This is a genomic window from Salinicoccus sp. HZC-1 (genome assembly GCF_046736035.1).
GTDB lineage: Bacteria > Bacillota > Bacilli > Staphylococcales > Salinicoccaceae > Salinicoccus.
The window spans coordinates 1,501,585-1,521,921 of record NZ_CP177130.1 but is presented as its reverse complement, the minus strand read 5'-3'; the positions used below and the strand labels follow the sequence as shown (position 1 = coordinate 1,521,921).

Below are 20,337 nucleotides of genomic sequence, written 5' to 3'. Positions count from 1 at the left end.
ATGTATGAAAATTCGAAGTCACTCTATAAAAAAGCAGTAGATCTAATGCCGGGCGGGGTAAACAGTCCGGTCAGAGCATTTAATTCGGTAGGGATGGATCCGATATTTATCGATCATGCCAAAGATGCCAGAACATATGATGTTGACGGCAACGAATATATTGATTATGTACTGAGCTTCGGACCTTTAATTCTTGGTCACAGCGATGAAAAGGTAGTTAATGCCGTTTCGGAAGCGGCCCAGAAAGGAACAAGTTTCGGTGCTCCGACAGCGCTGGAGAATGAGTTGGCCGAATTAGTCATAGATCGTGTCCCTTCTATAGAAATGTTACGTATGGTCTCTTCCGGTACTGAAGCAACTCTTGCTGCACTGCGTCTCGCGCGTGGATTTACAGGACGCAGTAAAATACTTAAATTCGAAGGATGCTACCATGGCCACAGTGATTCCCTGCTCATCAAAGCAGGCAGTGGTGTTGCGACACTGGGACTTCCCGATTCCCCGGGTGTTCCGGAAGGTACTGCAGCAAACACAATTACAGTGCCTTACAATGATGAAAAAAGCTTAAAAGAAGCATTTGATCACTTTGGAGAAGATATCGCAGCGGTAATCATGGAGCCGGTTGCCGGCAACATGGGTGTAGTTCCTCCGGTAGAAGGTTACCTTAAATTCGTCCGTGAACTGACGGAAAAAAATGGCACCCTGCTTATTTTTGATGAAGTGATGACAGGGTTCAGAGTAGGATATCATTCCGCTCAGGGACACTTCGACATAAAACCTGATCTAACTTGCATGGGCAAAGTGATAGGCGGCGGACTGCCGGTCGGTGCCTACGGTGGCAGAAGAGACATTATGGAACGCATTGCACCGACTGGTGACATTTATCAGGCAGGCACTCTTTCCGGTAACCCGCTTGCAATGACTGCAGGTCTTGAGACATTAAAACAGCTGACACCAGAAAGCTATGATCATTTCAATAAGCTTGGAGATTCGTTGGAGAATGGCCTTAAAGAAATCTTTAAAGAAAAAGGATTTCCAATCACGGTAAACCGTGCAGGCTCCATGATTGGTTTCTTTTTAACCGAAGGTCCTGTAACTGATTTCGATTCTGCAAACACAAGTGATCTTGACTTGTTTGCCAAGATGTACCGTAATCTTCTGGAAGAAGGCGTCTATCTGCCTCCATCCCAATTTGAAGGTATGTTTTTATCCACTAAGCATACAGAAGAGGACATTGAGAAAACTTTAACGGCATTCAGCAATGCTTTGGATAAAATTAAAGCAGAATAAGTGCTTTTATACAGTTTACGTAAAATAAATAAAGTGTATAATTAAGTTAAACATATAAATGGAGGTTGTGCACATGGCGAATGATAAGGACAAGCATGTGTCCGATAAAGACAGGTTCATGAAAGGGCAGAAAGACGAAGATAAAACTTATGTCGATGGCCAGAACAGAGAAATGATTGATCACACTGAAAATGATAAGAAAAATCCACTTGCCTGGATTATCCCGATCATTATTGTTTTATTACTTATCCCTCTTGTAATTCATTTAGTTACAGGTAATGGCGGTGTCGCTCTTACTGGCGGAGGCGAAGAAGAAGAAAGTGCAGAGGAATCATCCGGCGGCGGTGAGGAAGAAAGCTCTGAAGAGTCATCTGAAGGCGGTGGAGAACAAGCTTCATCCGGCGACTTCGATGCTGAAGGATTTGCACGTGATAACTGTGCTTCCTGTCATGGACAAGACTTCTCAGGCGGTATGGGACCAGCACTTGCAGGTACTAGCCTTGACGAGGGTGAATTCACTGACGTTGTCAGAAACGGCAGAGGCCAAATGCCGTCATTCAGTCAGGATCAGATTGCTGATGAAGATCTGACTGCACTTTATGAATTTATGGCAGGTCAATAATTGATAAAAAAACTTCCACAGCTCATGTGGAAGTTTTTTTATATCCGGTATGATAGATTATTTGATGGTGGAAGTCTGCTATGGATCAGACATAATGAAAATTACGATAGTTCTTCACACAAGGAATACTGTTTGTCATAAAAATAGCGAGGCCTCTGTTTGATTGATACAGTGGCCTCGCTTAGTAATTTCTGAATCAGCTAGTTTCCGATTGACTGTGATGCAACTGCTTTGCGTTTTTTATTTGTCGGATCAAGCTTATGCTCAATCAGACGCAGGCCAACATCGATGATTATGGCGATAACTGCGATGGGCAGGGCACCTGCCAGAATGAATACGGTACCCTCTGACGCGTTTGTACCACGAATGATGACATCTGATAACGTCGATGCGCCGATAAATGAACCGACTGCAACGACACCGATCGCGACAACGAGTGCAATACGCAGACCACCGATAATTACGGACATTGCGAGTGGCAGCTCGATCATGCGTAACACCTGGTTGCGTGTCATGCCCATACTCTTACCGGCATCTTTGATGTTGCTGTCGACACTGATGATGCCAGTGTATGTGTTTTTAACAATCGGCAGCAGTGCGTATAGGAATACTGTGAACACTACTGTATTCGGGCCGAGTCCCATGACGAGCATGAGCATCGCAAGCATTGCTATGACCGGTACAGTTTGAATAATGTTTGTTATTGTAATGATGAAACCTGATAATCCTACAAATCTGGCGATGAATATCCCGACCGGAATCCCTACGATGGCAGCAAAGAGGACACCATACACTGACATCAATAAATGGTTGAAGAATAATTCCAGCAGGTATCCGCCATTGACCCCAAAATAATTAAAGAAATCGATGATTATATTTCCACTCATGATTTATCCCCGCTTTCTTCATCTTCAAAATAGTTATTGGCTTCTAAAAATTCTTCAGCAACGATGGATGGCTCTTTGCCTTCCCCGTCAGCCTCGTAGTTTAATTCCTGCATTTTATCCGTCGTGATTCTGCCTTCCAATTTTTCAATTGTCGCTTCAATTCCCGGATACTCCTTTAACAATTCATCTGTTACCAGGGGAGCTGCATCATACGGCGGGAAGAATTGCAGGTCATCTTCCAGCACGACGAGGTCATATGCTGCGATACGTCCATCTGTCGTATAGCCGAGTGCGACATCGAGACTGTTGTTATCCAGTGCATCATATACAAGTCCGATCTGCATCGGTCTTACTGTATCAAATGAGAAGCCGTAATGATCTGTAAAGCCGGGATATCCGTCACCTTCACGGTTCAGCCATGAGCTGTCTACACCAAGTGCCAATTCTTTTTTATATTCTTTCAAATCTGATGTCGTTTCCAAATCATATTTTTCAGCTGTTTCTTTTGTTACCATAAATGCATACGAATTATCGAACCCGTATGAATCGAAATATTTTTGGTCGAATTTTTCCTGGAATAAATTCTGGGCTACATCCATCGCTTCATCAGGATCTGCAATCGGTTCATGTTCTAATGGACCGGTCATTTCTGTTCCTGAATAGCGGACGCCTGACATGTTCGCATCGCCATTGATGATGGCGTTATGCTGTAATGTACTTGCACCCAGGTTGTTGATAATTGTTGGTTTGATCTCGCCGTCTGTATCATGTTCAATCATTAAACGCATCATGTGTGCCATAATCTGTGATTCGCTTGTCGCCAGTGATGTGATACGCATTGGATCATCTGAACCGCCACCTAAGCCAGGCAAACTGCATCCAGAAAGAACCAAAATAGATGTTAACATCACGACGATTGATTTCTTCATTTTTTTCATAGTGTGTAACCTTCTTTCTATCTGGATACTTTTAACCCTTTTGGTATTGCCCGTCTTTCAACGAGTGTAAGAAAATAATCTGTCACGAGTGCAATGAATGTAACCAGGATTGCACCAGCGAAAATCATCATTGGATCATACAGGTTCAAGCCATTAAAGACGAAGTCGCCGAGACCGCCAGCACCGATGTAACTCGCAAGTGTTGCCCAACTGATGACGTATACGCTGGACAGGCGGATGCCGGATATAATCATCGGCAGAGCAAGCGGAAAGTCGATGCTTTTCATCACTTGGAAATTTGTCATTCCCATACTTTTTCCTGCTTGTTTAACGTCGCTGTCAATATTCTGCACACCTAAAATCGTATTGTTTAGTATCGGCAGCAGGATATAGACGGATAACGCGATAATTGCCGGTGTTTTTCCGACACCGAACAAGGGAATCATCAATGCGAGGAGGGCGAGTGTAGGAACTGTCTGCAGCACGCCGGCAGTTGTCAGTATGGCATTGCTGAGTTTTTTCTTTTTAGCGAGTAGAATACCGATTGGCACTGCAATGAGAATACCGATGGCGAGAGAAACGATGGAGATAAAGAAATGCTCCAGTGTTTTATCGACCAGTTCTCCGCCGTATTCATTCAGGAAATCCATCATTTGTCATCAGCCCCTAGGGATTCAGGCATCGGTACATCGCCATCGATGATTGCCTCGGCAGGGTTGGCAGCAGAGTCCGCTTCACCCCAGATTGTGTCGTATACAATATCTGCCATGTTAGCTCGGGTGATGAGCCCTTTGATGACATTGTTCTCGTCAACGACAGGAATGTTACGTACATTTCTTTTTAAGATGGTGCGGACTGAATCCTGCAGCTTGGAATCGATTCTTACCCGATAAATGTCACGCTGCATTATATCTATCAGTTCCGTATGCTGTCTGACCCCTTGCTGTATATCCTCGATGTCCAGATAGCCAAGTAATTTGCTGTCATTGTTCGTAATGAATATTGTGTCGATGCGTCTATCACGCATGATTGCTACCGTATTGTTCAATGATTCATTGATATTGACAGTGATTGGTTTAATCATCGCATCCTTCACTGTACGGACATTCGGACGATCTTGTATTAGGCGGTTTTGACCGATGAAGTCACGTACGAAGTCATTCGCCGGATGTCTCAGAATGTTATCTGGTGTATCGTATTGTACGACTTTACCCTTGGACATGATGCAGATCTTATCCGCCAGTTTAATCGCTTCGTCCATATCATGTGTAACGAAAACGAAAGTTTTCCCGAGCTTTTTCTGGAGTTCTTTGACTAGATCCTGAAGAGTGTCTCTTGTAATGGGGTCCAGTGCACCGAAGGGTTCATCCATCAGGATGATGTCCTGTTCTGCGGCAAGTGCGCGGACAACACCGATACGTTGCTGCTGGCCGCCTGAGAGCTCGGAAGGGTAGCGATCCAGATAGTATTCCGGCAAGTCTACGAGTTTAATTAACTCAAGTGCTTTCTCATCTTTCTTTTCTTCTGACCACTTAAGCAATTTTGGTACAAGAACGATGTTTTCCTTGATTGTCATATGGGGCAGCAGGCCGATTTGCTGTAATACATAACCGATGTTTCTTCTCAGTTCCACAGGGTTCATTTTGCTGGTGTCTTTCCCATTTATGGTGATTGTACCGGAAGTCGGTTCAATCATTCTATTGAGCATTCTGAGTGCCGTCGTTTTGCCGCTTCCGGAAGTCCCGATAAATGCAACAAACTCTCCGTCTTCGATATCAATAGTGACATCATCGACAGCTTTTGTGTTCCCTTGATAAATCTTCGTCAGTCCTTTGATGCTTAACATAGATTTACTCCTTTATATAATAATTTCCTAATATTTATACCGCTTATATCAAAATCTGCTGCTTAATCGACCGAATATCTTTTTAAAATATATAAAGGCATGAGTTTGTCACACATGCCTTCACACCTTTATCCAATCATTTTCTTCTGATGCCGATCGTTCTTCCGATCTGTTCAGGTTTTTCTGCAATATCCTGTCTGCTGTCATACGCTTCTATGGATTGATATATTTCTTCAGGGAATGCTCCCGGTTTGCCGGTTTCCTGATCCATCCCCATCAGCATAACTTCATATGTGGCACAGAGGTTTTTATTGCCATCATATAATGAGATGAAGACATGCAGCCGTTTAGCATCGAAGTCATGCAACAGGACTTCACCGGTGATTTCCGCACCTTCTTTAACTTCCTGCAGATAGACCGTATGGTTTTCCAAAGTGAAGATCGTAAACGAGAGCGCTTCGATCGTGTTATGTGTCAGACCGAGGTGGGCGAGGAAGGCATCTGTTGCATCACTGAAAAATCTATTGTACTCAGCATCATTCATATGCTGATTGTGATCGACCCAGGATGCAGGGACTGCAGTCTGATACGAAAATAATGTGTCATTCATAAAATATCCTCCTTAAACACGCACACGCTTGTGCATTGCCGGTGTGTCTTCCGGCCAATATTCCTGTGCAAGCTGACGCACTTTTACTAAAAATTCATTACGATGCTGATCAAGGTCAGACATGGTTTTAGTGCCTGCTTTTGTCTCACAGCCAGTGACAACATTTTCATATAATGTTTCCGTCAGTTCCGGTGCTTCGAGTTTCGTCCATGGTTTTTTGAGTGCCGGGCCAAATTGTTTTAACATGTGACGCATACCGCCTTCGCCGCCGGCCAGGTGGAATGTCATAAATGGTCCGTATTGGGCATAACGCAAGCCTGCACCGTGAGTGAATGCCTTATCCACTTCTTCAGTCGTTGCAATGCCTTCATTAACGATGTGGAGGGATTCACGCCATAGAGCTTCCATTAAACGGTCTGCAATGTGACCTTCAATTTCATGTCTGACATGGAGCACGTCCATACCGATCGCTTCATAGACTTCTTCCGCTCTAATTAAAGTCTCTTCCGAAGTGTCTGCACCCGGAACGATTTCGACAAGTGGCAATATATACACCGGATGGAAAGGGTGGGCGACAACCAGCCGTTCAGGATGCTGCAATGATTGCTGCAGTTCGCTTGGTTTTATGCCCGAAGTGCTTGAACCGATGATGGCATCCGGACGCGCATGCTGATCGATCTGCTGCAATACTTCCTGCTTGATGGATTCCACTTCAGGAACATTTTCTTGTATAACGTCAGCATCACGAACGGCTTCAGTTAAGTCTGAAGTGAAGGTTAAATTATCGAGTGATGCGTTTTCGGCCAATCCGAGTTGTTCAGCATATGGCCAGTTTTGAGAGACTTGTTTTATCATTGCATCTTCAGCGCCCTGACCAGGGTCGGTGGCGGTAACTTCGTGGCCGTGTGCGAGCATGCGCGTAATCCAGCCACTGCCGATGACGCCGGTTCCAACAACAGCAAACTTCATATTATTTTCCTCCTTCAGGTTGTCTTAAGTTATATTTCTCACGTGCTTCAGCAGGAGTGAGCGGTTCGAGATTCTGTTCTTTTAAAATTTCCACCGCATGTTCAACGAGTGATTCATTCGTCGCTTTTACGCCTTTGGAGATATATAAGTTATCTTCTAACCCGACGCGTACATTACCGCCTTGTTTAGCAACTTCAGCTACTGTCGGCAACTGCATGCGACCGATGCCGAATGCGGACCAATGCGCATTATCCGGAATACGCGATTTAAGATATTCGATCGTCTCTGCATCATTTTCAGCGCCCCATGGAATCCCCAGACAGAACTGGAATAATGGTTCGCCGTCGATCAGGCCTTCCTTGATCAAATGATTCGCGAAACTGACGTGCCCGGTATCGAAGCACTCCAGTTCCGGTTTCACGCCGGCATCCTGAACAAGTTTCGCCTGTTCGCGCAGCCATTCGGCAGGGCTGAGATAAACCGCATCTCCCATATTGACACTGCCGCAATCAAGCGTACACATTTCCGGCAGCAGCGCGCCTACAGGTTCATGTCGTTCACCTGGTGTCTGCATGTCGGTGCCTTCTCCGCCAGCAGCAGGGTTTTTCATATTTGGAATGAAGTCGCCGCCGCCTCCGGAAGTGATGTTGATGATGACATCAGTGTCGGATTCACGGATTAAGCGTACTGCTTCCCTGAATAGTTCAACATCATGGCTGATGCCGCCGGTTTCCGGGTCTCTGGCATGGATGTGTGCAACGGTGGCACCCGCTTTCGCCGCTTTAATTGCCGACTCCGCAATTTCCTGCGGGGTAACCGGTACATTTTCATTTTTCTGGGTTGTTTCACCAGCGCCGGTGATTGCCGCTGTGAGCATTACTTTATTAGACATAGGTGTCAGTCCTCCAATTTTTCATCTGAATTTTTCAACGTTTGTTAGTATACCAACTGGACGGTTAAGTTTCAACAGCGGAAACCGGAATATCCGGTTTTTCATTAATGAAAACGTCTTCTTCAGGAAAATAAAAAAGACCGAGCACTCTCTGCTCAGTCAGAACTCTTATTTTGATTTGAACTATATTCCAAAAGCCTTGCCATCACCTGGGTCCTTGTGGGCTCATCCAGTGCATCGAGACCGAATACTTCCGATAGCCAGAGACCATCAATGGCCAGGCGGATGATGGTCGCATCGATCGAGTCGATACCATCATTTTTGATATTTTCCTGCCACTCCTGATAGGAGTCCTGCAGCGGCTGCAGGAGGCGGGGGTTTATTCCCTGTGCCGCCAGCATACTTGAAGTCACACTGGAGTTTTCATCACGGTTTTCCTTCGTCGCATTGATGAAGGCACGCGTCCAGCGGCCGGTTTCTTCTTCATCTTTGTTATAATGATATGAGATATTTTGGTGATATTTCTCATTTGCGTATTCAACCAGGCCCCGTATCAGGGCATCTTTATTCTTAAAGTGGTAGAGGAGGCCGCCCTTGCTCACATGTGCCCGTTCAGCGACGGCATCTAAAGTGAGGTAGTCACTCCCTTTTTCAGTAATGATGGATATTGCCGCTTCAAGCAGCATATCGCGTTTGGATTGTTTTGCCATTAGATCACCTTTTCTCATATATTTTAAAATTTATTTTCTTCGCAATTTGCTTTAGATTACTGTTTAACCCTATATTATATATTGAAGGAGACGATTTTCATGGCACTGATAACAATAAATCACCATACAAATACATTGGGCAAGCATCATTCATTTAAAGTCATCTTACCAGAAGAAGATTCACAGTATGACACAAAAAGTGAAGTACAGCCGTTAAAATCAATTCTTTTGTTACACGGGTTATCCAATGATGAAACAGTGTATACAAGATATACAAATATTGAAAGATTTGCAAATGCGGCACATATCGCAGTCATTATGCCGAGTGCCGATCACAGCTTTTATACCAATATGGTCTTTGGGCATAGTTATTACGACTATGTGCTCGAAGTGCATGATTATGCCAGGCAGATACTGCCGCTTTCTAAAAAGCGTGAGGATAATTTCGTCGCCGGCCATTCCATGGGCGGATACGGTACGATAAAAATGGCGTTTACACAGGGAGACCGTTTCGCCAAAGCATGCTTTATGTCCAGTGCGACGCACCTCGAAAATTTACTCAGTTATGAGTGGTATGACTTTTCTCCGAAAGCCATCGCAGGGGATGTAACTTCGATGAAAGAGTTGGATATTGAGCCGAGAGCATTGGTTGACCGTGCACTGGCCGACGGGTACGCGCTGCCCGAACTCTATATGATGTGCGGTACTGAAGATGAACTGTACCAGAATAACCTGGACTTCAAAAAGTATCTGGAGGACCATGCGGTCGATTTCAAATATGAAGACGGCCCCGGCGGTCACGACTGGGAGTATTGGAACGAAGGGATCCATAAGGCGATCCAGTGGTTTGCCGGGAATCGGAGATAGCTTTTCGAACACCTATAATCCCGTTGCCTTAAGATGAAAAATGCTCAGGCAGGGAATATAGGAACACACAAAGGGGAGAATGCGCCAAATGAAGTATGTAAGGTTATTGTTTTTATTCATCGCAGCGTTTGTCCTGTCCTGGGTGCTGCATACTGCCGGTCTGATTCTGCCCTGGCTGTTTGGCTCCATGATCGCAACCATAATTTTCTATCGATTATTTGGCAGTGATCTCGGCTTTAAAAAATGGATGGGGGATATCGGGATATTCATCATCGGTATTGAAATAGGCTCTACATTCACTAAAGAGACCATATTGGATATGCAGAATGATGTATTCAATATAGTCTTGCTTTCCCTGCTAGTCATAGTGCTCAGCCTTGTACTGGCCCGGTTCTTTATGAAAATGACAGGCTGTACATACGAAACGGCAGTCCTTGCCACCATCCCGGGCGCACTGTCCCAGATGATCATCATGGCAGAAGAGGAGAAGCGTGCGGACCTGCTCCTTGTCACGCTGACTCAGATGTCGCGCATAGTTCTTGTAGTGATTTTCATTCCGTTTATCGCAAGTTTGTTTTCAAACGGCAGCGCCGGCAGCAAGGAGGATGCTGTACCGGATATCATTTCGATGCTTATTCCTGAAATGTTCTTCCTTCTGGCCGGTGCTGTCATCCTGATGTTTATTCTGAAGTTTCTCAAGTTCCCTGTCCCGGTGATGATTGCGCCGATGATCAGTGTTCTGGTATGGAATCTCTTAACAGACCATACATTTTCATTGAATGTCGAATTCATGCACTTCGCACAGATTCTATTCGGCATCCGCATCGGTCTTCAGATTTCATCGCTTATCAACAGGCTGAACGGCCGGATGGTCATTTCCATGCTCATCCAGAACGTGCTGCTGATACTGGGGACGATGGTAATTGTCATCATCTTCATCTTCTTCACAGAACATAGTTTTAATGACTTATTCCTGAGTGCGGCGCCCGGCGGCATTGGACAGATCATCATTGTCGCGGTGGAGATGGGAGCCAATATCGCAATGATTTCCAGCTATCATATATTCCGTATTTTCTTCATACTGCTGATCGTTGCGCCCATCATCAATATCATCCTTTCTGTGAACCGTAAAAGGCGCAGGCAGAACGGCGAAGAAACTTGACAGTTCCCGGCGGTTGGAATACTATAAAATTAAATCTATAAACATTTTGGCAGAAGTTTCCGGTAGTGCGGGTTTAAGAGAGTATGTGTTTGCTGTAAACATACCGAAGCGTACCGTGAATGTAGTCTGCATGCTGATTCCGCCTGAACATAATCCGTAGGGCGGGACGTCTGATGAGCGTTAATCATTCCGAGTGCAGTATGTAAAAATGCTGAATTTAGGTGGTACCGCGGAACTCCCGTCCTATTTTTTAGGATGGGAGTTTTTATTATGCGAAAAATAAGGAGAGATAATTGTGGATATGCCAACAAAGTACAATCCGACAAAAGTTGAAGAAGGTAAATATAAAGAATGGGTGGATGCAGGATATTTCAAATCGGATGCGAAATCAGAAAAAGAGCCGTATTCCATTGTGATTCCGCCGCCGAACGTAACAGGTAAACTTCACCTTGGTCATGCATGGGATACAACACTGCAGGATATCATCACACGTATGAAGCGGATGCAGGGCTATGAAGTGCTTTATCTGCCGGGGATGGACCATGCGGGTATTGCCACACAGGCCAAAGTGGATGCCCGTCTTCGGGAGCAGGGTATCAACCGTCACGATATCGGACGGGAGAAGTTTCTGGAGCATGCCTGGAACTGGAAAGAGGAATATGCAAGCTTTATCAGAAGCCAGTGGGAGAAGCTCGGCCTGGGACTCGATTATGATAAAGAACGCTTTACCATGGATGAAGGGCTGTCCAATGCTGTCCGCAAAGTATTTGTGGATATGTACAATAAAGGCCTGATATACCGCGGTGAATATATCATCAACTGGGATCCAGCAACAGAGACTGCACTCAGTGACATCGAGGTGATCCACAAAGAGATCGAAGGGAACTTCTATCATGTGAAATATCCGCTGGAAGATGGCGGACATGTGGAAATAGCCACAACCCGTCCGGAAACGATGCTCGGGGATACTGCGATTGTCGTGCATCCTGAAGACGACCGGTACAAGGATGTTATCGGCAAGCATGCGATTCTGCCGGTTGTCGGCCGCAAACTTCCGATTATTGCGGATGGCTACGTGGATAAAGAATTTGGTACCGGTGTGATGAAAGTGACACCGGCGCACGATCCGAATGACTTCGTTATCGGCGAACGGCATAATCTGGAACGGCTCAATGTGATGCATCCGGATGGTTCGATGAATGAGCTGGCCGGCAAGTATGCAGGGATGGATCGTTTCGAATGCCGAAAAGCGCTGGTCAAAGATCTTGAAGATGAAGGATTCATGATCAAAATCGAGCCACATGTACATTCAGTCGGGCATTCTGAGCGCAGTGATGCGGTCGTTGAACCTTACTTATCCACCCAATGGTTCGTCAGCATGGATGAACTTGCTGGCAAGAGTCTCGATAATCAGGATTCCGATGATCCGATCAATTTTGTCCCTGAACGGTTTGATTCAACATTCCGCCGCTGGATGGAAGATATCCGTGACTGGTGCATTTCAAGACAACTCTGGTGGGGACATCAGATTCCTGCCTGGTACCATAAGGAATCCGGGGAAATTCATGTAGGCATGGAGCCGCCGGCAGATGCTGAAAACTGGGTACAGGATGAGGATGTTCTGGACACATGGTTCTCCAGCGCATTATGGCCGTTTTCCACTATGGGCTGGCCGGAAGATACGGACGACCTTAGAAAGTTCTTCCCGACAAATGTACTGGTTACAGGGTATGACATCATATTCTTCTGGGTAGCGAGAATGATCTTCTCCTCACTGGAACATACCGGGGAAAATCCTTTTGATGATGTGCTCCTGCACGGACTCGTACGGGATGAGCAGAACCGTAAAATGTCAAAATCGCTGGGTAATGGTGTAGACCCGATGGATGTCATCGAAAAATATGGTGCAGATGCCATGAGATATTTCCTAGCGACAGGATCAACACCGGGTCATGACCTTAAATACTCTGATGACAAAGTGGAATCCGTATGGAACTTTATTAATAAGATATGGAATGCTTCAAGATTCAGCCTTATGAATATCGGTGAGGGATTTGGCATGGAGGATATCAGCCTTGAAGGTAAGAAGACACTTGCTGATGAATGGATCCTTACACGCTTGAATGAAACGGTTGAAGATGTGACACGTCTGTCAGAGAAATACGAGTTCGGTGAAGTCGGGCGTGTGCTGTATAACTTCATATGGGATGAATTCTGTGACTGGTATATCGAGATGGCGAAAGTGCCAATGACAGAAGGCACGGATGAAGAGAAAGCGATGACGCGCTCGGTACTGCTTCATACCCTCGACAGTATCTTGAAAATGCTTCACCCGTTCATGCCGTTTGTTACAGAAGAAATCTATCAGTCAATCGAAGGGGACCGCTCCATCGTAATCAGTGAATGGCCGGCACCTGATGAAAAATATAAATATCCGGAATCCAAAGAAGGCATGGCACTTCTTGTTGATATCATCAAGTCCGTCAGACAGACGAGAAGCGCTGTGAATTCCCCTCTATCCAGGCCGATTGATATCCAGATTGAAGTGAAAGACCAGGAAAGACGTGCTGCAGTAGAGGCCAACAGAAGTTACATTGACCGATTCTGCAATCCTGCATCGCTTGAGATTTCAGAGAGCATCCAAGTGGAAGATGATTCAAAAACGGATGTTGTCAAAGGGGCAACGGTGATTCTGCCGCTTTCGGGACTCATTGATATGAAAGAAGAAATCGCACGCCTTGAGCAGGAGTTGAAGCGCCTTGAAGGGGAGCTCAAACGTGTGGATGGCAAACTCGGTAATGAGAAGTTTGTGAATAACGCACCTCAGGCGGTTGTGGATCAGGAGAAAGAGAAAAAGCTTGGCTACCAGTCCCAGTATAATGAAGTGAAAGAACGGCTGGACAGTCTCAAAAGAAAGGGTTAAAGCATGGACTATAAAGATGGCCTCAACTGGATTCATGAACGCATTAAATTCGGCATAAAACCTGGGGTTAAGCGAATGAAGTGGATGTTGGAAAGGCTTGAGAACCCGGAGAAGAATATCAATGGCATCCACGTTGTCGGTACGAATGGCAAAGGATCCACCGTCGCGTATATGAGGAATGCTCTGAATTATAACAGCTATGAAGTGGGGACATTTACGTCCCCTTATATAGAAACATTCAATGAACGCATTTCAGTCGACGGCGTGCCGATCAGCGATGAAGAAATCGTAAGGCTGGTTGAAATTGTCCGTCCCGTCAGTGAGCAGATGGATGAAGAAACGGATCTGGGTGTGGCCACGGAGTTTGAAATCATCACAATGATGATGTTTGTATATTTTGGCAGACTGCGTTCGGTGGATTTTGTCATTATAGAAGCGGGGCTCGGTGCCACTAACGACTCTACAAATGTCTTTGAACCGATCATGACAGTACTGACGAGTGTCGGACTTGATCATATTAATATATTGGGAGATACACTGCTGGACATTGCCAAAGATAAAAGCGGCGTAATCAAACCGGGTATACCGCTTGTATTCAGTGTCAAAGATGAAAAAGCGAAAGATTATGTATATAAAGTACTGGATGAAAATCATGCGAAAGGGATTGAACTGGAGCGTGAAATCCTTTTGATGAGAGATGCGGATGAAGGGGAATTCCAGTTCCAATATGACCAGTATGATTTCCAGGATATCCAGCTGAACATGGCCGGCAGACACCAGCAGGAAAATGCATCGCTTGCCATTGCTGCGCTGCTGGAACTTCATGATAAAAAGAAAGTAAAACTAGATTTCAACAAATTGATTCAGGGGATTGAAGAAATGGCCTGGCCTGGCCGCATTGAAAAAATTCAGGAAAATCCGTTGATCATCCTGGACGGGGCGCATAATAATGAAGCGGTGGAGGCACTCGTCAATACCATAAAAGAGAATTATGCTGATAGGAAAATCACAGTACTGTTTTCAGCGATAGAGGGCAAACCCTTATCCACGATGGTGGATTCATTGTCAGAGATAGCGGATCAATTCTATGTTACCCATTTTGATTTTCCGAAAGCTCTTGCGATGGACACTTTGTATGAAGCGGTCAAACATCGGGATAAGCAGAAAATAAATGACTTCCATCAGTTTATCGAAGAATTTAACGGCGATATGCTGCTTGTTACAGGAAGCTTGTATTTCATCAGTGAAGTAAAACAGCATTTGAATAAAGAGTAAATTAAAACCAGTACAATCGCTTTGGGATTGTACTGGTTTTAATAATGTCTGAATTTAGAATGGTCCGTAACCGATCAGCAGACTGATTACCATGAATAAAGAACATGCGATAATCCATGTGAGCATAACCGGCCACACAAATCTTAGCCATTTTTCATACGGGATTTTCGCAATGCTGAGTCCCGCCATCAGTATTGCTGAAGTGGGGAACAGATAATTTGATAAGCCATCACCCATTTGGAAGGCGAGTACAACCGATTGCCTTGGCACACCGACGATGTCCCCGATCGGTGCCATAAGCGGAATCGTTGTGGCTGCCTGACCGGAACCGGAAGGTATGAAGAAGTTGATCACGAATTGGGTAAAAAACATACCCACAGCTGCGACCGTTGCGGGAAATCCTTCAAGAACTGAACTGACTGCATAAATCACCGTATCAATAATTGTTCCATCTTCCAGAATTAAAAGGATACAGCGTGCGAGCCCTACAATCAATGCGCCGAATGTCACTTCCTTGGCGCCTTTGATGAAATCCTCGGCTATATTGTTTGCATTGTTGCCTCCGGCAAAACCTGAAAGAATTCCCATGGCCAGGAAGATTGCTGCAAGATCTGTACCGGTGGACCAGCCCTGTACTACACCGTAGATGATGAATATAAAGCCGATTAATATAATGCCCAGGACAAATGAATGCCTGATTGTGAATCTCTTGAAATCATAGGATTCCTGTTCTGCATTTTGTTCCAGTGCATATACATAACTTTTGGTTTTATCTCTCTGTACGTTTTTTCCATATCGGTAAACAAAAAACGAAGCGATGGCGACAAAAACGATTTGGATGATGATTCTATAGAACATTCCCGAAAATAATGGCAGTCCGGCAATTTCCTGGGCGACGCCCACTGTGAAAATATTCATAAAACCGCCTGCAAATCCTGATGCGGCACCCAGTGCCACCATGGCCATCCCGGTCATGGCATCCATACCTAAAGATCTGGCAAGTATGATACCCATCGGTATAAATATAAGTGTGGATTCAGCCATGCCGAAAGTTGCTCCGCCGAAAGAGAAAATAAGCATGGTGAGGGGAATCAGAATGATTTCCCTGTCTTTTAATAACGAAACGATTTTGTTGATACCCGCTTCGATTGCTCCCGTACCATTTATCATTCCGAAAGCTCCGCCGATGATGAAAATCAGGAATATGATGGATGCGGCATCTATCATTCCTGCGGGAACCACTTTGAAAATCTCAGTCCAGTGGACGGGGGTTTGTTCTGTAAACGAGAATGATGTTTCATCTACTACGGTTACACCATTTTCATTTTCGTATCTTTCGTATTCTCCAGCAGGTATTATGTAACTCATTAAAAAAGCTAAAATAACGATGCCATAGATAAGTACGAAGGCGTGAGGAACCTTTAAAAATTTCAAACCTGTCACTCCTTCTTTTAAACAATTTATTTTTATTATATCGAAGTGGACTCGTATAACAAGCTTATTATCCAAAAAAACTGATTTCTTAAATTTTTCTGTCAATATTATTTACTACATGTATAATAGAATTATCATTTTTAACAGGGGGATTATATGTCGAAAGAAGAGAATGGAAATATTGCAAAGAGCAGTCGGTTTCCGCACACTTATGCTATTTTACTTGCTGTGGTGATTATTGCTGCAGCGCTGAGCTATATCATACCGGCCGGCGAATTTGAGAGGATTGAAGTAGGGGGGCAGACTGAAGTTGTGCCCGGCAGCTTCTCAAATGTCGAACAGAGTCCTGTGACTTTCTTTGAATTGTTCAAAGCGATTCCTTTAGGTCTGATTGACGGGGGAGAAATAATATTCTACATATTTCTCGTCGGGGGTGCTTTTGGAGTCATTCGCGCGACGGGTGCAATTGAAGCAGCGATTCAGAAAGTCATGGTGACCGTCCAGGGCAATGAAAAATTAATGATTCCGGTTGTCATGTTTGTATTTTCGCTCCTTGGCTTCACTACGGGAATGGCGGAAGAAGCAATCATTTTCGTGCCGATAGGCATTGTTTTGGCTACGGCGCTCGGATATGATGCGATGGTCGGGACTGCAATGGTTACACTCGGTGCCGCATCCGGCTTTATCGGCGGCATGCTGAATCCCTTTACTGTGGGGATTGCACAGGAAATCGCAGAACTGACCATATTTTCTGGATGGGAGTTCAGATCGGTTGTTTATATCTTTGTTCTGGGTGCTGCAGTCTGGTATGTCATGCATTATGCCAAAAAGGTTAAAAAGAACCCTGAATCCAGCCTGATATACGACGAATCACAATCGGGACATGTCAACTTTACCGAAGATATAATGGATTTTGGGGAACTGAAAAAAAGACACATATTTATTCTGTTCACATTTTTCATAGGAATCGTAATCAATATTTACGGGATATTCCAGCACGGATGGTTTTTGACTGAGCTTTCAGCAAACTTCTTCCTTGTAGGAATTATTGCGGGGCTGGTCGGCGGCATGAAAATCAATGATATTTTCGATGCATTCATCGAAGGTATGAAACTTGTCGTCTACGGTGCAATTATCGTCGGGTTTGCACGGGCAATCGTGGTAGTGCTGGAATCCGGTGTCATTATAGACACAATCATATACAGTCTGAGCGGTATACTGGACTATCTTCCCAATACAATTACTGCACTGGGGATGCTTGTCATCCAGGTGATTATAAACTTCTTCATCCCGTCAGGATCCGGACAGGCAGTAACGACAATGCCGATCATGACACCAATCGCAGATCTGCAGGGTATTCCGCGTCAGATTGCGGTGCTTGCCTACCAATACGGGGATGCGATTACAAATACAATCATTCCAACATCCGCTTCACTGATGGGCGTCCTGGCCGTATCTGGAATCCCCTATATCAAATGGGTTAAGTTTGTCTGGAAAATCACTATGATCTGGTTGATCATCGCAGCCGCGGCACTTGTTATAGCTACACTGCTGAATATTTCATAAGAGTTTAATATAAAAGGAACAATGCGGAGCCGCATTGTTCCTTTTATAAGTCATCATTTTCATTTTTAAGTGAATCTCTTATCTCTCTGAGCAGAACAATCTGTTCGTCTTCAGGTTCTGCTTCATCATCTGCGAACATGTTTCTTGTAAGATTGTTGATCACTTTAACAAACATGAAAATCGCAGCTGCGATGATCAGGAAGTTGATGATTGATTGGATAAAAACGCCGTAAGTAATTCCCATATAAGACCAGCTCGAAGCAAAATCGGTATCACCGAAAATAAGTGCAATCAGAGGCATGATGATGTTTTCCACCAATGACGTCACGATTTTCCCAAATGCCCCACCGAGAACGACTGCCACTGCCAGATCAAGCACATTCCCCCGTGCGATAAACTCCTTGAATTCCTGCCACATACTATTTCCTCCTCATGTTGAAAATTACACAGGTTGCTTTGTGCAAATTTAATATGCCATTTATCACATGTAAAAACAAGTTTAAGAACACAATTTATATATAATGTTACGGAAAATAACATTGAAATTAAGTGGCATCAGGGAAAAAGCGGATTTGGCACCGGTTAAGTCTGTACCAGTATGGGTATTTGTCTTGAGAGGACTATAATTTCACCATTTACCGATTACAAGGAGGAAACTATGGATGATAACAAAAAGGTAAAATTATCTCCGGTATTCTGGATAGCGGTTGTCATCACCGCACTTTTGGTTCTTTACGGTGCTTTTTTTTCTGACAGTTTTGCCGGGGTAACCAGCGCTATCCAAGGGTTTATCACTGTTAATTTCAGCTGGTACTATGTATCGATAACCACTGTTATGATTCTTTTCTGTCTGTTGTTCGTTTTTACACCGATGGGACAGATCCGTTTGGGAAAACCGACAGAGCGGCCGGAATTCAGAACGGTTTCCTGGTTTGCGATGCTGTTCAGTGCCGGTATGGGTATCGGTTTGGTATTCTGGGGCGCTTCTGAACCTCTCAGCCATTTCCTGACACCGCCTACAGCAGAACCAGGCACTGATGAAGCGATGAAAGAATCACTCAGGAGAACATTCTTTCACTGGGGATTCCACGCCTGGGCAGTATATGCAGTCGTAGGCCTTGCCCTGGCTTTCACACAATTCAGAAGAGGGGAGCCGGGTCTGATTTCAAGAACACTGCGTCCGATACTGGGCAATCGTGTTGAAGGGCCGATCGGAACTGCCATCGATGTGCTTGCGGTGCTCGCTACAATTATGGGGGTTGCGTCTTCACTGGGTCTCGGCGTAATGCAGATCAACGGCGGGCTGAGCTACTTATTCGGTATTCCAAACAACATTTATGTCCAGATACTCATAATAGCGGTCGTTTCTGTGCTGTTCCTGATCAGCGCGTGGTCAGGCCTTTCAAAAGGTATCCAGTACTTGAGTAATACAAATATGGTACTGGCGGGCCTGCTGCTTATTTTCACACTCATAGTAGGTCCGACTGTCCTTATTTTGAATTTGTGGACGGATACTTTCGGCAGCATGATCAGCAACTTTATACAGATGAGTTACGATGTTGCGCCGCTGAATGAATCCAAAAGTGAATGGCTTGGTTCCTGGACGATCTATTACTGGGGCTGGTGGATGAGCTGGAGTCCATTCGTGGGGATCTTTATCGCGAGGGTCTCCCGCGGCCGCACAATCCGTGAATTCGTTCTTGCAGTCATGATGGGGCCGGCAGTACTGAGCTTCTTCTGGTTCAGCGTGTTCGGCGTAAGTGCGATGGAAAGCGAAAAAACGTTCGGCGGGTTCGGTGAACTGGCCACAGAGGCGGTAATGTTTGAAATGTTCAATAATATGCCGATGGGGATGATCATTTCCATTATTGCGGTATTGCTGATCTCTACATTCTTTATCACATCAGCCGATTCGGCGACATTTGTGCTGGGAATGCAGACAACTCACGGTTCACTGACACCACCAAACAGAATCAAAATGATCTGGGGGCTTGCCCAGATACTGATTGCGGTTGTGCTTCTTATGGGCGGAGGACTGGCGCCTCTGCAGGCGGCAGCGATCATCTCGGCCTTCCCGTTCTCAGTTATACTGATACTCGTAATGGTGGCGACGTACAAAGATGTTTCCGATGAGCAAAAATCATTAAACTTATTGCTGGAACCGGATTATGAAGGTACGCGATATGAAAAATTAATGAAAGATCATGAAACAAAAATGGAACGGGAAGCAAAAGAAGAAGATAATAATTAATATATAGTTATGTTTTCAACCTATAGTGATAAGTATTACTTATCACTATAGGTTATTTTTTTGTATCGAAAATATGACGCTTTTAAGGTGAGTTTCAT

Annotated in this window: 18 protein-coding genes; 8 read left to right on the top strand and 10 right to left on the bottom strand. The window is 44.8% G+C overall.

What is annotated here, in order from left to right; genetic code table 11:
- On the top strand, window positions 1-1,287 hold the full coding sequence (gene hemL, locus ACKRAT_RS07665; RefSeq protein WP_411841920.1) for a glutamate-1-semialdehyde 2,1-aminomutase: 1,287 nt from the start codon (window positions 1-3) through the stop codon (window positions 1,285-1,287).
- A gap of 73 nt (window positions 1,288-1,360) precedes the next feature.
- A complete protein-coding gene (locus ACKRAT_RS07660) occupies window positions 1,361-1,909 on the top strand; it encodes a c-type cytochrome (RefSeq protein ID WP_411841919.1) in 549 nt (182 codons plus the stop codon).
- A gap of 200 nt (window positions 1,910-2,109) precedes the next feature.
- On the opposite strand, the gene ACKRAT_RS07655 is transcribed toward ACKRAT_RS07660, so the two are convergent.
- The 8 genes from ACKRAT_RS07655 to ACKRAT_RS07620 all read right to left on the bottom strand — a co-directional run bounded on the left by ACKRAT_RS07655 (window position 2,110) and on the right by ACKRAT_RS07620 (window position 8,761).
- Window positions 2,110-2,796, bottom strand: a complete 687-nt coding sequence (locus tag ACKRAT_RS07655; RefSeq protein WP_411841918.1) for an ABC transporter permease — start codon at window positions 2,794-2,796, stop codon at window positions 2,110-2,112.
- Window positions 2,793-3,734 (bottom strand): osmoprotectant ABC transporter substrate-binding protein, encoded by a 942-nt coding sequence (locus ACKRAT_RS07650; RefSeq protein ID WP_411841917.1) that lies wholly within the window; start codon window positions 3,732-3,734, stop codon window positions 2,793-2,795. Before ACKRAT_RS07650 ends, ACKRAT_RS07655 begins: the two co-directional genes overlap by 4 nt.
- 17 nt (window positions 3,735-3,751) lie before the next feature.
- A complete protein-coding gene (locus tag ACKRAT_RS07645; protein ID WP_411841916.1) occupies window positions 3,752-4,387 on the bottom strand; it encodes an ABC transporter permease in 636 nt (211 codons plus the stop codon).
- The gene (locus ACKRAT_RS07640; RefSeq protein WP_411841915.1) at window positions 4,384-5,580 is read right to left on the bottom strand and encodes a betaine/proline/choline family ABC transporter ATP-binding protein; all 1,197 of its coding nucleotides are present in this window, start codon (window positions 5,578-5,580) and stop codon (window positions 4,384-4,386) included. Before ACKRAT_RS07640 ends, ACKRAT_RS07645 begins: the two co-directional genes overlap by 4 nt.
- Before the next feature lie 136 nt (window positions 5,581-5,716).
- On the bottom strand, window positions 5,717-6,190 hold the full coding sequence (locus ACKRAT_RS07635) for a thioesterase family protein (protein WP_411841914.1): 474 nt from the start codon (window positions 6,188-6,190) through the stop codon (window positions 5,717-5,719).
- Window positions 6,191-6,202: 12 nt separating this feature from the next.
- Window positions 6,203-7,159 (bottom strand): 3-hydroxyacyl-CoA dehydrogenase NAD-binding domain-containing protein, encoded by a 957-nt coding sequence (locus ACKRAT_RS07630; RefSeq protein WP_411841913.1) that lies wholly within the window; start codon window positions 7,157-7,159, stop codon window positions 6,203-6,205.
- 1 nt (window position 7,160) lies between these two features.
- Window positions 7,161-8,051: a 3-keto-5-aminohexanoate cleavage protein gene (locus tag ACKRAT_RS07625; protein ID WP_411841912.1), complete on the bottom strand. Its 891-nt coding sequence runs from the start codon at window positions 8,049-8,051 to the stop codon at window positions 7,161-7,163.
- Between the two features lie 155 nt (window positions 8,052-8,206).
- Window positions 8,207-8,761 carry a TetR/AcrR family transcriptional regulator gene (locus ACKRAT_RS07620; protein ID WP_411841911.1) on the bottom strand — a complete coding sequence of 185 codons (555 nt, stop codon included), beginning with the start codon at window positions 8,759-8,761 and terminating at the stop codon, window positions 8,207-8,209.
- Between the two features lie 99 nt (window positions 8,762-8,860).
- Here ACKRAT_RS07620 and ACKRAT_RS07615 point away from each other — a divergent pair, with 99 nt between their 5' ends.
- The 4 genes from ACKRAT_RS07615 to ACKRAT_RS07600 all read left to right on the top strand — a co-directional run bounded on the left by ACKRAT_RS07615 (window position 8,861) and on the right by ACKRAT_RS07600 (window position 14,988).
- The gene (locus ACKRAT_RS07615) at window positions 8,861-9,628 is read left to right on the top strand and encodes an alpha/beta hydrolase (RefSeq protein WP_411841910.1); all 768 of its coding nucleotides are present in this window, start codon (window positions 8,861-8,863) and stop codon (window positions 9,626-9,628) included.
- An 88-nt stretch (window positions 9,629-9,716) separates the two neighbouring features.
- Complete coding sequence (locus ACKRAT_RS07610; protein WP_411841909.1) at window positions 9,717-10,790, top strand: AbrB family transcriptional regulator; 1,074 nt, start codon at window positions 9,717-9,719, stop codon at window positions 10,788-10,790.
- Window positions 10,791-11,085: 295 nt separating this feature from the next.
- Window positions 11,086-13,713 carry a valine--tRNA ligase gene (locus ACKRAT_RS07605; RefSeq protein ID WP_411841908.1) on the top strand — a complete coding sequence of 876 codons (2,628 nt, stop codon included), beginning with the start codon at window positions 11,086-11,088 and terminating at the stop codon, window positions 13,711-13,713.
- A gap of 3 nt (window positions 13,714-13,716) precedes the next feature.
- Window positions 13,717-14,988 carry a bifunctional folylpolyglutamate synthase/dihydrofolate synthase gene (locus ACKRAT_RS07600; protein ID WP_411841907.1) on the top strand — a complete coding sequence of 424 codons (1,272 nt, stop codon included), beginning with the start codon at window positions 13,717-13,719 and terminating at the stop codon, window positions 14,986-14,988.
- Window positions 14,989-15,042: 54 nt separating this feature from the next.
- Here ACKRAT_RS07600 and ACKRAT_RS07595 read toward each other — a convergent pair whose 3' ends face one another.
- Complete coding sequence (locus ACKRAT_RS07595) at window positions 15,043-16,422, bottom strand: YfcC family protein (RefSeq protein ID WP_411841906.1); 1,380 nt, start codon at window positions 16,420-16,422, stop codon at window positions 15,043-15,045.
- 156 nt (window positions 16,423-16,578) lie between these two features.
- Here ACKRAT_RS07595 and ACKRAT_RS07590 point away from each other — a divergent pair, with 156 nt between their 5' ends.
- Window positions 16,579-17,988 (top strand): YfcC family protein, encoded by a 1,410-nt coding sequence (locus tag ACKRAT_RS07590; RefSeq protein ID WP_411841905.1) that lies wholly within the window; start codon window positions 16,579-16,581, stop codon window positions 17,986-17,988.
- Between the two features lie 43 nt (window positions 17,989-18,031).
- On the opposite strand, the gene mscL is transcribed toward ACKRAT_RS07590, so the two are convergent.
- Complete coding sequence (gene mscL / locus ACKRAT_RS07585; RefSeq protein ID WP_411841904.1) at window positions 18,032-18,406, bottom strand: large conductance mechanosensitive channel protein MscL; 375 nt, start codon at window positions 18,404-18,406, stop codon at window positions 18,032-18,034.
- 240 nt (window positions 18,407-18,646) lie between these two features.
- Here mscL and ACKRAT_RS07580 point away from each other — a divergent pair, with 240 nt between their 5' ends.
- Window positions 18,647-20,239: a BCCT family transporter gene (locus ACKRAT_RS07580; RefSeq protein ID WP_411841903.1), complete on the top strand. Its 1,593-nt coding sequence runs from the start codon at window positions 18,647-18,649 to the stop codon at window positions 20,237-20,239.
- The last annotated feature ends 98 nt before the right edge of the window (window positions 20,240-20,337 follow it).